The organism is Pontibacter sp. HJ8 (assembly GCF_054824225.1).
Window position 1 is genome coordinate 1 of the sequence record NZ_JSYF01000279.1, and the last position, 14758, is coordinate 14758.

Genomic DNA, 14758 nt, shown 5'->3' on the forward strand with positions numbered 1-14758 from the left:
GAATACCAGGCCGATAGCAAACCAGACAAGCTGGAAAAGAAGCCGGGTTAGCCCGCACCTGCCATTACTGATGACAATCACTTCCAAAGATGACCTAGGTCATCTTTTAGAAAAGCCCGATTTCAGATTTTTGTAACATCAAATCACACACAACAAATCGCCAATTTACCCATCACAACTAAATCAATGGAGGACACCGCACATGTCAACTGAAGTAGAAAAGGTCATAGAAAACGCCCCGCAACGGATTGCCCCGAAAGGCCATGAGCCCGGTGTAACGGATACATTTTTCTATGACAACAAAATCGTTCGTGACTTTGGCATTGCCACGGTCTTCTGGGGAGTAGCAGGTATGATCATCGGAACGCTGATCGCCTTCCAGCTGGCAAACCCGGACATGAACATGGGCAACCAGTATACCACTTTTGGCCGCATCCGGCCCCTGCACACCAATGCGGTGATCTTTGCCTTTGTGGGCAATGCCATCTTTATGGGTGTTTACTACTCCTTGCAGCGCCTTTGCAAATCCCGTATGTACAGCGACAAACTCAGCAAGATCAACTTCTGGGGCTGGCAATCGGTTATCTTAGCTGCCCTGATCACGCTTCCGCTGGGCATCACGACTTCCAAGGAATATGCCGAACTGGAGTGGCCGATTGACATCATGATCACGCTGGTATGGGTTGTATTTGGCTGGAACATGTTTGGCACACTGGCCAAACGCCGCGAAAAACACATGTATGTGGCCATCTGGTTCTACATTGCCACTTTCCTGACAGTGGCTGTGCTGCACATCGTGAACTCGTATGAAATACCGGTAAACCTTTTCAAAAGCTACTCTGGCTACGCCGGGGTGCAGGATGCCCTGGTGCAGTGGTGGTATGGCCACAACGCGGTGGCGTTCTTCCTGACGACTCCGTTCCTGGGCCTTATGTACTACTTCCTGCCAAAGGCTGCCAATCGTCCGGTATACTCTTACCGTCTGTCTATCATTCACTTCTGGTCGCTGATCTTCATTTACATCTGGGCTGGTCCGCACCACTTGCTCTATACCTCTTTGCCTGACTGGGCACAGTCGCTGGGTGTGGTGTTCTCCATCATGCTGATTGCCCCAAGTTGGGGCGGTATGATCAACGGTCTGTTGACGTTGCGTGGCGCCTGGGACAAGGTGCGTGAAGAGCCGGTACTGAAGTTCATGGTCGTGGCCATCACGGCTTACGGTATGGCGACCTTTGAAGGTCCTATGCTGTCGCTGAAGAACGTGAACGCTATCGCGCACTTTACAGACTGGATCGTAGCACACGTACACGTAGGTGCACTCGGCTGGAACGGCTTCCTGACATTTGCCATGCTCTACTGGCTGTTCCCACGCCTGTATAATACCAAACTGCACTCCAAGAAGCTGGCGAACTCCCACTTCTGGCTCGGCACCCTGGGTATCCTGTTCTATGCCATCCCGATGTACTGGGCGGGTTTCACCCAAGGCCTGATGTGGAAACAATTCACTCCGGAAGGTACACTCCAGTATTCCAACTTCCTGGAAACTGTTCTGCAGATCGTACCGATGTACTACCTGCGTGGTATCGGCGGCGTGCTCTACCTGAGCGGTGTATTCCTGATGATATTTAACTTGTACAAGACGGCCAAGTCTGGTGCGCTGATCGCGAATGAAGCAGCAGTAGCTCCTCCGATCGTGAAAGAGGAAAGCCACAACGCCGGTCACTGGCACAGCTGGATCGAGAAGCGTCCGACACAAATGGCGATCTGGGCAACTGTAGCGATCCTGATCGGTGGTCTTGTAGAATTTATACCTGCCTTCGTGATCAAGTCCAACGTGCCGACCATCGCCAGCGTGAAGCCTTATACTTCGCTGGAGCTGCAAGGACGTGACCTCTACATCAAAGAAGGCTGTGTGAACTGCCATACCCAAATGGTTCGTCCTTTCCGATCAGAAACAGAGCGGTATGGAGAGTATTCCAAGGCGGGTGAGTTTGTCTACGATCACAACTTCCTGTGGGGCTCCAAGCGTACCGGTCCGGATCTGCACCGCATAGGCGGCAAGTACCCGCACTCCTGGCACTACCACCACATGCTCGATCCAACCTCCATGTCACCAGGCTCTATTATGCCGGCTTACCCCTGGTTGTTTGAGCAGGACGTGGACCTGACAACGACAGAAGCCAAGCTGAAGGTGCTCAAGCAACTGGGTGTGCCTTATGAGGACGAGTACATCGCCAATGCAAACCAGGAACTGATGAAGCAGGCACGCCAGATCTCGGCTGACCTGGCCAAAGAAGGCCTGGAAGTAAGACCTGAGACCGAGATCGTAGCCCTGATCGCTTACCTGCAACGACTGGGTACGGATATTAAAGTAAAAACGGAAGAGTAATCAAAACGACACAAGTATCACGTATCACGACACACGACTTACCATAAATCACCAGGTCGTGATACCTGATTCGAGATACGTGATACGAGTGTTCAAATTTAAAAAGCCATGTACAAGAACGTTTTACAGGCCATTGATGGCATCGAAATTTATCCGCTTATCTCCTTCACAATCTTCTTTGTGTTCTTCCTGGGGCTGCTGGTATACGTTGCGCTGATGGACAAGAAATATGTAAATACCATGAGCAGTTTTGCCTGCTCTGTGGAGGATGAAACTGAACCAAAGCTAGGAGGCACCAGACAATGATCTCTGTCAGAAAATCAATCAGAAACAGCGGCCTGGCCCTGGTGGTCGGCCTGCTCCTGATGACCGGAGCACCTGCTCTGGCGCAGGATGCCGTTGAAGGAAAGAAAATTTTTGAAGGCAACTGTGCCGCCTGCCACAGCCTGGATGCAGAAGTAGTAGGACCTGCGCTCAAAAATGTGCACGAGCGCCGGGGCGACGAATGGTTGCTCAAGTTTATCACCAACTCGCAGGAGCTGGTCGCTTCCGGCGACAAGGATGCAGTAGAAGTGTATGAGAAGTTCAAAAAGATGCCCATGCCAGCTTTTGGCAGCTCTTTGTCGAACGACGACATCAAAAATGTGATCGCCTACATCAAAGAGGCCAGCGCAGCTCCTGCAGAGGTCGTAGCAGAAACTCCTGCCACACCGGTGGATGATCCTGCAAAGCCGGCAGTTGCACAGGACGTGGCGTTCTCCGATCTGCCCCCAGTGATGCTGCTGACCATCGCGCTGACCGGCTTTATTGTCCTGTTGGTTGTCCTGACCTTGTTTGTGCTGTTCCGGTTGCTAGTGCCTATGATGGGAGACTCCATTTACGCGGAAGACTTCCGTACCAGCTTTGCCGGCCGTATGTTGTTCCTGCTACGTGGCGACACGACCGTGATGACGGGAAAAGCGAAAGATGAGATCGCCTCCAACCACGACTTCGACGGGATACAGGAGTATGACAACGACCTGCCCCCGTGGTGGAAGTATATGTTCTATGCATCGATCGTGTTTGCGGTAGGCTACATGCTGCATTACCACGTGTTCCGCACCGGCGCTCTCCAGGCAGAGGAATACGAGATGGAGATGCAGGAGGCTGCCCTTATCGCTTCCAGAAATGTAGAAGATCCGAATGCAGTCACTGACTTTGAAGTATTAACGGAAGCCGCCGCACTCGAAGCTGGTGAAGCCATCTATCTGCAAAACTGCGCGGCCTGTCACGGCCAGGCGGGGGAAGGTACTGTAGGACCCAACCTGACAGACGAATACTGGTTGCACGGCGGTGATGTGAATGAAATTTTCAAAACCGTGAAGTTTGGCGTACCCAGCAAAGGCATGGTGCCCTGGCAGGGCAAGCTGACCAAAGATCAGATACTCGAGGTTAGCAGCTACATTCTGTCATTGCAGGGCTCAAACCCGGCCAATGGCAAAGAGGCACAAGGGGAGAAGGAGTAGGTATAGCATGAGCGTTACCTAAAAAAGAGAGAAGCAGGCATTTGTTCGTAAATGCCTGCTTCTCTCTTTTTAATGAAAATTGTTTTAACCGGAATTCAGATAGGTAAAGCTGGCGCAGCTGCCATTACTGATGACAATCACTTCACAAGATGACCTAAGTCATCTTTTAGAAGAGCCCGATTTCGGAATTTTGTCACGAGAGATAACTCCGGTTTCCGGATCTCCCGCTTTACTATCTTTCTCAATTTTTAACTAACAGGCAGGATTAAATTCCGCACAAATTAAACTGCCATGGCAAGCAAAGTACAAACATCTCCGGATGGATTCCGGGACCATATCTCTACAGTAGATGAGCATGGGAAACGGGTCTGGGTATACCCCCGGAAACCGAAAGGAAAACTCTACGATTACAGAAAATGGGTGAGCTATGCACTGCTGGCTATCCTCTTCACAGGTCCTTTTATTAAGATTAACGGCTTGCCGCTGCTCATGCTCAACGTGGTGGAGCGCAAGTTCGTCATCTTCGGTGTGCTGTTCTGGCCACAGGACTTCTTCTTGCTGGTGCTGGCCTTCCTGGCACTGGTGGTGTTCATCATCCTCTTTACAGTGGTTTACGGGCGCCTGTTCTGTGGCTGGGTCTGTCCCCAGACGATATTCCTGGAGATGGTCTTCCGCCGCATCGAGTACCTGATCGAAGGGGACTTTACCAAACAAAGGGCGCTGGACAAAATGCCCTGGAACACGGAAAAGATCCTCAAAAAGGGGACAAAAACCGCTGTTTTCCTGCTCATCTCGTTCATCATCGCCAACACTTTCCTGGCATATGTCATCGGAATAGATGCTCTGAAGGAGATCGTAACGGACAGTCCGTTGAACCACCTGGCCGGCTTCGGCACCCTGGTCGCTTTTACAGGAATTTTTTATTGGGTGTTCGCTTTTTTCCGGGAGCAGGTATGTACGATCGTTTGCCCTTATGGCCGCTTGCAGGGCGTCATGCTCGACAAGAAAAGCCTGGTGGTGGCCTACGACTACGGGAGAGGCGAACCACGCGGTAAACTCAGAAAAGGGCAGGAGCGAACCGATGGCGACTGCATCGATTGCCACCAGTGCTTGCAGGTATGCCCGACAGGTATAGACATACGCAACGGCGCACAGCAGCTGGAGTGTATCAACTGCACCGCCTGTATAGACGCCTGCAACGACATCATGCGCATGATCGACAAACCGGAAGGACTGATCCGCTACGATTCCGAAGAAGCGATTGCGGAAGGCAAACAGTGGGAACTGTTCACTCCTCGTGTGATGGGCTATACCTTCGTGCTGGTGCTGCTGCTCTCGGCGCTGTCGGCACTACTGCTGACTCGGGATGACGCGCAGGCCACGATCCTCCGCACCCCAGGCCAACTATACCAGAAAACAGAGCAAGGTACGGTGAAAAACCTCTACAACATCTCAGTGATCAACAAGACCAACATTGAAATGCCGCTCACGCTGAGGTTGCACGGGCTGGACGGAACGACAAAAGTGGTGGGTAGTAGCCTGGTATTGCCGGCACAGGGCATTGTGGAGGGAGTTTTCTTCACGGAGATACCGCAGGCCCAGCTGAAAGGCATGAATTCAGAGATCGAGATCGGCATATACCACGGCGACGAACTGATCACGACGCAGGAGACCAAGTTTCTGGCACCCGCCAAATAATGGTAAAGCTGATCGGAAATAATAACAAACAATCATTCGGAATCAACATGACTACTGATAAAAATAAAAAATTCACCCTCTGGCCTTATGCGGTTGTTGCCGGGCTTGTGCTGTTCATGGGGTATATCTTATTCTTCGTTTTCCAGGCAATGAACCAGGACGTGGACCTGATCAGCAAGGATTATTATGAGCAGGAGATCGCCTACCAGGAACAGATCGACAAAGTGGCCCGCACGCAGGCCCTGGGCGATGTGATGCTGGACTACAATGCGGAAGCAAAAACCATTCTGCTGCAGATGCCGGCTACTTACAAAGGAAAAAGCCTGAGTGGCACGATCACGCTGTTCCGTCCCTCAGATGACAAGCTCGACAAGCAGATCCCACTCCAATTAGGCCGTGATCAAAGCCAGCTCATCGAGGCGGAAGCACTTGAAACGGGCATCTGGAAGGTGCGTGTGCATTTCAGCGCCGGTGAAGAGGCGTATTATACAGAAAAAATAATCCAAATAAGATAAAGCCATGATCTGGGCAGGATTTCTTTTTGGCTTACTAGGCAGTTTCCATTGTGTCGGGATGTGCGGCCCTATAGCAATGGCTCTACCATTTGTCGGGAGTACCGGCTGGCGTTACTACGCCGGCCGGCTCCTGTACAATGGTGGGAGAATCGCCACCTACGCTTTGCTGGGTGCACTGGCCGGAGCTTTCGGCCAATCCCTGCAGCTGGCAGGGCTGCAGCAAACGGTTTCTATCGTGTCAGGTATACTCATTCTGCTCTTACTGGTAGTACCCGCGGCTTCCAAAGGCAAAGCGGCCAGCGTGCTGGGCACGGACAGACTGATGGTATGGGTGCGGCAGAAGCTGGGGTATTATTTTCAGAGAAACTCCTTTGGTTCTTTGTTTACAGTAGGTATGCTGAACGGGCTGCTTCCCTGCGGCTTTGTTTACATCGCGCTGGCAGGTGCAATCAGTGCGCCGGGCATCGGGGGGGCGATGCTCTACATGGCGCTGTTTGGCCTGGGTACTTTCCCGCTTATGTTCCTGGTGTCTTTGTCGGGCAAACTCATCAGCCTGAAAGTCAGAGCAACCTTCAACAAAGCAGTGCCTTATGTGGGCATGTGCCTGGCTGTACTTTTTATCGTCCGCGGGCTCGGCTTAGGTATACCCTACCTCAGCCCGAAAGTGGTGCATACCGAGCAGCACACGACCGAAATGAGCTGCTGCTCCAAACCTAAGTAAGCAGGCCGAGACAGCCGGCTATACCTTTTAGCTAAATGGCCAGAAACTTCCGGATTACCAACAAAAGTCACTTTTGAAGCTGACGCAGCTCACTGCCTGAAACCTGAACGAACTATACCTTTATATCAGTTAAAGAAAACAAAATGAGCAAGCCATCACAAACGAAACGGATACTGGTTCCGGTCGAACTCAACCAGTCAGGGGAAGACTTGCTGTACTATGCAGGGCAGCTGGCGCTGGCCTGGGACGCCGAGCTATACCTGTTCCATGCCTGCAAAACGGTAGACCTGACCTTTACGCAGCAAAGCAGCTGTATTCAGAAGCTGCGTAGCTTTGCAGAACGTGTCTTCAGCCGGGATTTCAACTCCACTAAAGCAACCGCGCCTTTCGACTGCGTTGTACGACCGGGCTCCATCCGAGACAGCATACAGACCGTGGTACAGGATTATAACATAGATCTGGTACTCATGGAAGCAGCCACCACGCCAAGCCAGGGTATAACAGGAGCGGCTGCCGATCATGCCGCCGCGATCATGAGCCTGGTGCCGTGTCCCGTGCTGGTTGTGCCGGCCACAGCACGCTATAAGAAACTCAAACACTTGGTTTTTGCCACGGACTTCACGGATCAGGAACCTCAGGTACTCATGAAGATAGCCGATTTCGCACAGCAGCTGAAAGCAAAGCTTACGCTGGTGCAGGTATACAGCGCTGAGGAGCGTTCGCAGCTGTGCAGCTACAAAGCCGCCCTACTGGAGCTGGAAAAAACACTGTCGGGCCGCAAAGTGGAGTTTAAATTGCTCGAAGAAGAGGATGTGCTGGAAGGCATCAGTGAATTTGCGGAACTCGCTTCGGCTGATCTGCTCATTCTGGCAACCCAGGACAATTACCTGATGGAGCGTCTTTCCAGCAGCAACTACACCAAAACCATGGCGTACCATACCCGCATACCGCTGCTCACGTATCGCCAGCAAAAGAAAAAGCCCTGCTCGGGGTGCTGCGCCCATTGCACAGGCAGAAAGCAGGAAGAGCTGGAACAGACATTAGAAGCAATGAATGGCTAAGCAGAAGTTTAAGTCCTCTTTCAGCTTCATGTTCTGATCAGCGGGCGCAACTTCAGCTACTATACCTATACGCGCATGGTAGTCAGGCAATTATTGGAATCCGGGATACTGTCAGGAGAGCCTGAACAGCATGAAGCAGGAAAATTCCTATTCAGGGCAGGCGAGAAGATCGAGTATTTTCTGTTCATCATGAGCGGGAGCGTGGGCCTGACAGCGTCCTTAGATGCCTTATTGCCCTGCGTAGCTTCGCAGTACAGCCTGCTGGGGCTAACGGATCTGATGAACGAAAGCTATACCCAGAATGCCCTGGTCCTGGACACCACAAGCCTTATCCGCATCCGGCGAAATGACCTGCTCGAGGTCATCCAGCAGGATCCGCAACTCCGCTTCCACCTGCTGAGACAACTCAGCCGCCAGTCAACGTGGACGAAAGCAGCCTATGAGTAAAGTTACTGAAAAACCGACCAACTAAAGCCACTGCAGGTATACTGCAGTGGCTTTTTGTTTTTAGTGACCAAGGCGCTGTCCGGTCAAGGTATGTGCTGGGCCCCAGAAGCTGTTCCTGCTCTTTAAGCGTATAAGTCGTAGATATCCCAACCCGTACAAAAGCATGACCCGACCACAGCAGCAATCAGTGAAGAGAAAGCTCTACTCGATCATTTTTGAAGCAGAAACACATGCAGGCAAAACGTTTGACATTCTGTTGCTCATCCTTATTTTGTCCAGTGTGGTGGTCGTGTCCCTGGAGAGCGTTCCGGAGTTAAGAAAGGACTATCTTCCTCTTTTCCTCGGCCTGGAGTGGGCATTCACAGTTTTGTTTACCATTGAGTATTTGTTGAGGCTCTACAGCACGGTGAGGCCACTTAAATATGCCTTTTCCTTTTTCGGAATCATTGATTTTCTGGCTATCGTCCCTACATATTTGAGTTTAATAATCGTCGGGTCGCAATACCTGCTCGTCATACGGGTTTTTCGGCTGCTCCGGATTGCCCGTATCTTCAAACTTACCCAATTTGTCAATGAAGGGCATGTGCTCTCCAAAGCAATCCGGGCGAGTATGACCAAAATTGCGGTTTTCCTGGGAGTGGTGCTGATGATGGTCGTGGTGGTGGGGGCACTTATGTATGTGATAGAAGGGGCGGATGCCGGATTTACCAGTATTCCTACCAGCATTTACTGGGCAATCGTGACACTTACTACCGTAGGCTTCGGCGATATTACACCGCTAACCTCTCTCGGGCAATTCCTGGCAAGCTGCCTGATGATCGTAGGATATGGCATCATTGCCGTACCAACGGGAATAGTATCCGTGGAGATGGCAAAAGTGGATAAGCTGCACACGAACACGCGGGTTTGCCCCAATTGCCACAAAGAGGGGCATGCAACCGGGGCAAACTTCTGCGATAACTGCGGGTATTCGCTGAAACAGGAAGATTGGCAGATTTAAGGTCTTAGTCAATAATTTTCCGGGGTATATTCATCGGCAACCGTGTGAGCAATTCATAATTCAGCTGTGTACTCAGTTCGCCGAAAGAAGCAACTGTTATATGCTCGCTTCCCTGTTTGCCCAACAACACCACCTCATCTTTCAGGACCACATCGGGTATAGCGGTGACATCCACCATCAGCACATTCATATTGACGATGCCGACGACAGATGCGCGATGCTCCCGTATGAGTACCTGCCCCTGGTTACTGAGAGCCCGGCTGTAGCCCCACGCATAGCCAACCGGTATGGCAGCGATCAGCATATCCTGAGGTGCCTGGAAACTAGTGCCATACCCGATAAATTCGCCGGCAGCAACTGCCTTCAGGCTCATAACATGGCTTTTCCAGTTGATCAGACGGCGGAGCGGGTCTGCCCTGCCTGTACTTTGATTGATGTAGTTCTGAAACGTTTCCGGGCTTGACCAGAAGCCATACTGCATGATGCCAACTCGTACCATGTCCAGATGCGTCTCCGGGTAAGCCATGACTGCGGCCGAGCAAGCGGTGTGTAGTTGACTGGGCTGTATGCCATTGCGTTTAAGATGCTCTACCGATGCTTTAAAGTTCCCTATTTGCTGCATGACGCGCTCGTGGTTCACCGGGCTTTCAGCACCGGCAAAATGAGTACAGATACCCACCACTTCCAGCAAACCTTTGTGGTGATGGATCAGATCAGCTGCTGTCTTCAGTTCATCACCACCAAGCCCGAGACGGTTCATGCCTGTTTCCAGGTCGAGGTGAATCCGGGCAGGCTTCTGAAGCTTTCGGGCTGCTGCTGCAGCACTTTCCAGGCGGGAAATAGTAAAGACATAGAATTCAATATCGTTCGCAATGGCCCATTCCAGTTCCGGGTCATCGATATAGCCCATGATCTGGATCGTGGCAGGGGTTGGAAGCACCTGCAGCAAGCGATAGGCCTCATCGGCACTGAAAACCGAAAAATGGTCTATGCCGCATTCCTGCGCAATACCGCCGAACTCCTCGATGCCATGGCCATAGGCATTGCCTTTGATGACAGACGAAAGCCGGACGCCGGGGCGAAGCAGCCCTTTCAGAAACGTTATGTTATGTTGTAAGGCTGATTTACTTATCTCCAGATATGAACTATACAACATAGGCCATGTTAAGCATTGAGAAACTGCTGCGCTATACCGTAGAAAAGGGAGCTCCCGGTCGCAATCAGGTCATCCGGATAATCGTAGTCGGCATGATGCAGTTGCGGTTGCTGCACGCCGGCCCCTAACCCGAAAAGGGCCCCTTTATAGGCCTGCGTAAAGTGTCCGAAGTCCTCAGACCACCGGAAAGGTTGCAGGGCCTGCTGCACATCCAGTCCGAGTTCTGCTGCCGCCTGCAACACTGCCGCAACGGCCTCGTCTGCGTTGGTTGTGGCCGGAAACTCCTCTACAAACTCAAAATCATACTTCAAGCTGTACTTCCCGGCAATGGCTTTAACAACGTCTGTGGCAAGCTGTTTCAGTTTGTTTAGGTCTGCTTGCTCAAAGGCACGCAAGGTGGCCATCACCGTTGCAAAACCGGGATTAGTTCCAAACGCGACCTCGCCCAGCCGGGCATGTATCACCGTCAGAAGCGTCAGATCGCTGAAAGTATGCTGGCCGTTGACCAGTGCATTAAAGGCCTGAATCAGTTCGCTCATACCTTCACCGGGATTAAGTCCGTTCTCCGGCTCCGCCGCATGCGATTCTTTGCCCGTCAGACTTACCTGCAGGCCAACAGAGGCTGCTGAAAAAGTCTGCTCCCGTACGACTACCTGGTGTAGCGGAAGCCCCGGCAAATTGTGCAAGGCAAATACATAGTCGGGTTTCAAGGCCCGGAAACGCTCCTCCTGCAGGACATCCCGGGCACCTGCTCCGATCTCTTCAGCCGGCTGAAACAACAGGATCACCTTACCTGCCGGCAGGGGATGGCTGTGCAGCAGGCTGGCCAAGCCCATCAACGTAGCCATGTGCCCGTCGTGCCCGCACTTATGCCCGATACCCGGGTAAATGGAGGTATGAGGCAGACAATTGGTTTCTGCGATGGGGAGGGCATCCAGTTCAGCCCGAAAGAGCAGGGTAGGGCCGGACTTTTCTTTGTTCTCAAAAACGATGGCGATTCCGTTGCCTCCCAGGTCAGGTATAACGTCGGAGGGATCATAGCGCTTTACAAACTGCCGTATGGTGTGGGCGGTATTGGCTTCATTGCCGGAAACTTCCGGATGCTGGTGCAGGTAGTGGCGCAGCGCAATGATCGTACCCAGATCAGGTATAGCGTGTTTGGAAACGGAGACGGACATAGCAGCAAGGTCAGGTATAGCTAAATATACAGAATGCCTGGCGAGAGGTCAAATTTTAAATCAAAAAAGCCGCTATACCTGGCAGGTATAGCGGCTTTATGAATGCTTTTTTTATTACTTAGTTGGCGTCATATCCTCCCGTACCTGTTCCACCACCTGCAGCATGACCTGGCAAAGTTCCTGCACAGCGGACCGTACCGTATCCAGATCGGTTGACTGCTTGGCCTGGCTCTCAATAAAACGCACCACTTCTTTCAGCTTCTCGATCTTCATGGTATCGATCGTGGACTTCAGTTTGTGGGCCAGGGCGCTTACTTTCTGCCAGTCCCGGATCAGTACCGCCTGCTGCATGTCCCGGATCGTGCCCGGAACAGTGTCCGCAAAAATCTGCCTGGCCCGGTTCAGAAAGGCCTCGTTGTTGTGCGACATCCGCCGGATAACGTCCATGCTGTAAAGCGGTTCAGATGCCTCCCGGATCGGTTCAGTCGTATCCTCCTCCGGCAGCTGCTCTTTATACCCGATGGTCTTGTGTGGCAGCAGGGCGGCAATTTTAGCGAACAATACTTCTTCCTCAAAAGGCTTGGAGAGGTAATCGTTCATGCCGGCATGGAGGTATTTCTCGGCATCTCCTTTCAGGGCATTGGCAGTCAGGGCAATGATCGGTGTTGCGGCCTTTTTGGCATCAGAATGCTCCCTGATCAGTTGGGTAGCATCTATACCGCTCAGCTCCGGCATCTGGATATCCATCAGGATGACATCGTATTCGTGCTGGTTCACCATTTCCACGGCTTCCCTGCCGTTGATGGCCACATCCAGCCTAAAGCCCCAATCCTCCATAATGGACTGGGCCAGGAAGATGTTTACCTCGTTGTCTTCCGCCAGCAGCACCCGTACTTCACCCAGGCTCCTGAAGTTTATCGGGTTGCTTTCCGGGGTCAGGGGCAAGGCGTTTTTACTTTTCGGATAAGTCAGCATGAATTTAAACGTGCTTCCTCCGCCCGGATTACTTTCTACCCAAATATCGCCTCCCTGGCGCTCCACCAGGTTTTTGCAGATGCTCAGCCCAAGACCGGTACCGCCATACTTGCGGGTAGTACTGGAATAAGCTTGCGTAAATCCTTCAAAAATGAGCTCCTTTTTGTTTTCGGGTACACCTATACCTGTATCGGTTACCGAGAACTCAATCGTTAAGGTAGAAGCCGTTTCTTCCAGTGTCCGGGCGCTCAGGGTGACACTGCCTTCTTCTGTAAACTTGATCGCGTTGTTGAGCAGATTCAGCAGGATTTGGTTCAGGCGGTAAGGATCTCCCTCCAGCACGGTGTGGTCCAGCTCCAGCTTGCCCAACAGGAGCGCGATCTCTTTTTCCTCAGCCTTGTATTGCAAAGTCTGATAAGCCGCCTGCACGACTTCCTCGACATCGAACGGAATGATTTCGAGTTCCAGCTTACCGGCTTCTATTTTGGCCACATCCAGAATATCGTTGATCACTACCAGCAGGTTATCCGCCGATTGGTTGATGATCTTCAGGTAGTTGTGCTGCGTTTCTTCCAGCTGTGTTTTACCTAAGAGGCCGGCCATACCCAGTATGCCGTTCAATGGCGTCCGGATCTCATGACTCATATTGGCCAGGAAGTTCTCTTTCACACGTGCGGACTCTTCAGCGGCTTCTTTTGCTTTTTTCAGCTCCTGCTCTGTGCGCATCCGGTCCGATATATCCTGCGCAATGCAAATGATGTAAGGTTGCTGGTCTTCCTCGCTCACCTTATAATTCTGGTAGTAGAGATAGCGTTCTTCTTTCTCCTTGTTGAGCACACAAAAAACCCCATTGACCACGTTCCGGTCATCAAACTGATCCAGGTAGGCCGGGAAGTGTTGCCGGTGCATAAGCGGGAAGAAGTTCTTCAGTTCTTTGCCTACGATCTCTTCTTCGGTATAGTCAAGGGCCTGCAGCAAATAGGGATTGACAGACAGCAGCCTGCCCTGCAGATCATGCGTACAGATGTAGGCCTGACTGTAATTGATCAGGTCGCGGTATTTCTTTTCACTGTTCTTCAATGCATCTTCGGCCGCCCGGCGGTCTGTGATATCACGGGATGCAGACTGCAACTTCACCACTTCTCCGTTGCCGTTCAGGATCGGTTTGATACTCGTCTCCATCCAGGTATAGGAGCCGTTCCGATGCAGCATCCGGTGTTGAATGATGATGATCCGTTTTTCTTCGATGGCCCGGTTCTGTCCTTTTTCCAGGACTCTGGTACTGTCGTCCGGATGCAGCAAGGCGTAGGGAGAAGTGCCCGTAATCTCTTCGGGAAGATAGCCCAGCAATTCTTTCGCCGACTTGGAAACATACAGGAAAGTGCCGTCCAGGTCATGCAGACAGATCAGGTCACGGGAGTTCTCAGAAAGCAGGCGGTGGAGTTCTTCGCTCCGCTCCAGGTTTTTGATGGCCAGGCGTTGTTCCGTAATGTTCGTGGCTATGCCCAACACCTGCACCTGTCCGTCGCTAGTCACCAGAGGCTTCTTGATCGTATCATACCAGGTCACTACGCCGGATGGCAGCGTAAAACGCTCCTGCACTTTTATCTCCTTTCCGGTCCGGATGACGTGCCTGTCCAACGCGTTGTAATAATCCACTTCCTGCTTCACGGCATGCACGTCGCTGTAATTTAAATGGACCAGCTCCTCCACAGACTTTCCAAACAAGGCTGCGCACTCTTCGTTCGCTAATTTAAAATTGCCTAAACCGTCTTTTACATAGATCAGACTGGGGCTGGTATTGAGCACCAGGCTGATAAAATCATTCTTTTCCTTGATCTGCTGCGCCACATTCCGCTCTTCGGTGGTATCACGCATGATCGACAGCACCTGGTCCTCGTTATACTTCACAATCCGGCCTTCGTAGTACCGGGTTCCGGACGGAAGGTCGAGTTGAAAGTCGATGCGCTCCATCAGGCCTGCCTGCAGGGCCTTTTGCACCAACTCATGGATGGTTTGGCTTAAGGGAGCCGGCAGTACATCGTAGAGGGTATGGCCGATAATTTTATCGGGGGACAATTTGAGGTGCGCTTCATTTCCATTGTGCATTTCG

The 14758-nt window shown here is 51.9% G+C and carries 12 protein-coding genes; 9 read left to right on the top strand and 3 right to left on the bottom strand.

What is annotated here, in order from left to right; genetic code table 11:
- Nucleotides 1–202 precede the first annotated feature (202 nt).
- From ccoN to OB13_RS12915, 9 genes are all read left to right on the top strand, one after another.
- Nucleotides 203–2389, top strand: coding sequence for a cytochrome-c oxidase, cbb3-type subunit I (gene ccoN / locus OB13_RS12875; RefSeq protein WP_461490575.1), 2187 nt, complete (start codon nt 203–205; stop codon nt 2387–2389).
- Between the two features lie 108 nt (nt 2390–2497).
- On the top strand, nt 2498–2695 hold the full coding sequence (locus OB13_RS12880; protein ID WP_461490576.1) for a hypothetical protein: 198 nt from the start codon (nt 2498–2500) through the stop codon (nt 2693–2695).
- Entirely contained in the window at nt 2692–3894 is a 1203-nt protein-coding gene (locus OB13_RS12885) for a c-type cytochrome (protein WP_461490577.1), read from the top strand. Before OB13_RS12880 ends, OB13_RS12885 begins: the two co-directional genes overlap by 4 nt.
- Nucleotides 3895–4185: 291 nt before the next feature.
- Nucleotides 4186–5592: a cytochrome c oxidase accessory protein CcoG gene (ccoG, locus tag OB13_RS12890; RefSeq protein ID WP_461490578.1), complete on the top strand. Its 1407-nt coding sequence runs from the start codon at nt 4186–4188 to the stop codon at nt 5590–5592.
- Nucleotides 5592–6107, top strand: a complete 516-nt coding sequence (locus tag OB13_RS12895) for a FixH family protein (protein ID WP_461490579.1) — start codon at nt 5592–5594, stop codon at nt 6105–6107. The genes ccoG and OB13_RS12895 overlap by 1 nt, the downstream gene beginning before the upstream one ends.
- A 4-nt stretch (nt 6108–6111) precedes the next feature.
- Complete coding sequence (locus OB13_RS12900; RefSeq protein ID WP_461490580.1) at nt 6112–6828, top strand: sulfite exporter TauE/SafE family protein; 717 nt, start codon at nt 6112–6114, stop codon at nt 6826–6828.
- Between the two features lie 143 nt (nt 6829–6971).
- Nucleotides 6972–7889, top strand: a complete 918-nt coding sequence (locus OB13_RS12905) for a universal stress protein (protein ID WP_461490581.1) — start codon at nt 6972–6974, stop codon at nt 7887–7889.
- Nucleotides 7890–7964: 75 nt separating this feature from the next.
- Complete coding sequence (locus OB13_RS12910; protein WP_461490582.1) at nt 7965–8336, top strand: cyclic nucleotide-binding domain-containing protein; 372 nt, start codon at nt 7965–7967, stop codon at nt 8334–8336.
- Between the two features lie 163 nt (nt 8337–8499).
- Entirely contained in the window at nt 8500–9336 is an 837-nt protein-coding gene (locus OB13_RS12915) for an ion transporter (protein WP_461490583.1), read from the top strand.
- A gap of 4 nt (nt 9337–9340) precedes the next feature.
- On the opposite strand, the gene alr is transcribed toward OB13_RS12915, so the two are convergent.
- From alr to OB13_RS12930, 3 genes are all read right to left on the bottom strand, one after another.
- Complete coding sequence (gene alr / locus OB13_RS12920) at nt 9341–10492, bottom strand: alanine racemase (protein WP_461490584.1); 1152 nt, start codon at nt 10490–10492, stop codon at nt 9341–9343.
- A gap of 8 nt (nt 10493–10500) precedes the next feature.
- Complete coding sequence (locus tag OB13_RS12925; protein ID WP_461490585.1) at nt 10501–11670, bottom strand: amidohydrolase; 1170 nt, start codon at nt 11668–11670, stop codon at nt 10501–10503.
- Nucleotides 11671–11784: 114 nt separating this feature from the next.
- Nucleotides 11785–14758: PAS domain S-box protein (locus tag OB13_RS12930; RefSeq protein WP_461490586.1), on the bottom strand; the 2974-nt coding region annotated here is incomplete at its 5' end.

What these genes read in the sequence shown, in the direction of transcription:
- OB13_RS12905 (WP_461490581.1), top strand. Translation starts at nt 6,972, where the DNA reads ATGAGCAAGCCATCACAAACGAAACGGATACTGGTTCCGGTCGAACTC.
- OB13_RS12910 (WP_461490582.1), top strand. Translation starts at nt 7,965, where the DNA reads ATGGTAGTCAGGCAATTATTGGAATCCGGGATACTGTCAGGAGAGCCT.
- OB13_RS12885 (WP_461490577.1), top strand. Translation starts at nt 2,692, where the DNA reads ATGATCTCTGTCAGAAAATCAATCAGAAACAGCGGCCTGGCCCTGGTG.
- ccoG (WP_461490578.1), top strand. Translation starts at nt 4,186, where the DNA reads ATGGCAAGCAAAGTACAAACATCTCCGGATGGATTCCGGGACCATATC.
- OB13_RS12915 (WP_461490583.1), top strand. Translation starts at nt 8,500, where the DNA reads ATGACCCGACCACAGCAGCAATCAGTGAAGAGAAAGCTCTACTCGATC.
- OB13_RS12900 (WP_461490580.1), top strand. Translation starts at nt 6,112, where the DNA reads ATGATCTGGGCAGGATTTCTTTTTGGCTTACTAGGCAGTTTCCATTGT.
- OB13_RS12895 (WP_461490579.1), top strand. Translation starts at nt 5,592, where the DNA reads ATGGTAAAGCTGATCGGAAATAATAACAAACAATCATTCGGAATCAAC.
- OB13_RS12925 (WP_461490585.1), bottom strand. Translation starts at nt 11,670, where the DNA reads ATGTCCGTCTCCGTTTCCAAACACGCTATACCTGATCTGGGTACGATC.
- alr (WP_461490584.1), bottom strand. Translation starts at nt 10,492, where the DNA reads ATGTTGTATAGTTCATATCTGGAGATAAGTAAATCAGCCTTACAACAT.
- ccoN (WP_461490575.1), top strand. Translation starts at nt 203, where the DNA reads ATGTCAACTGAAGTAGAAAAGGTCATAGAAAACGCCCCGCAACGGATT.
- OB13_RS12880 (WP_461490576.1), top strand. Translation starts at nt 2,498, where the DNA reads ATGTACAAGAACGTTTTACAGGCCATTGATGGCATCGAAATTTATCCG.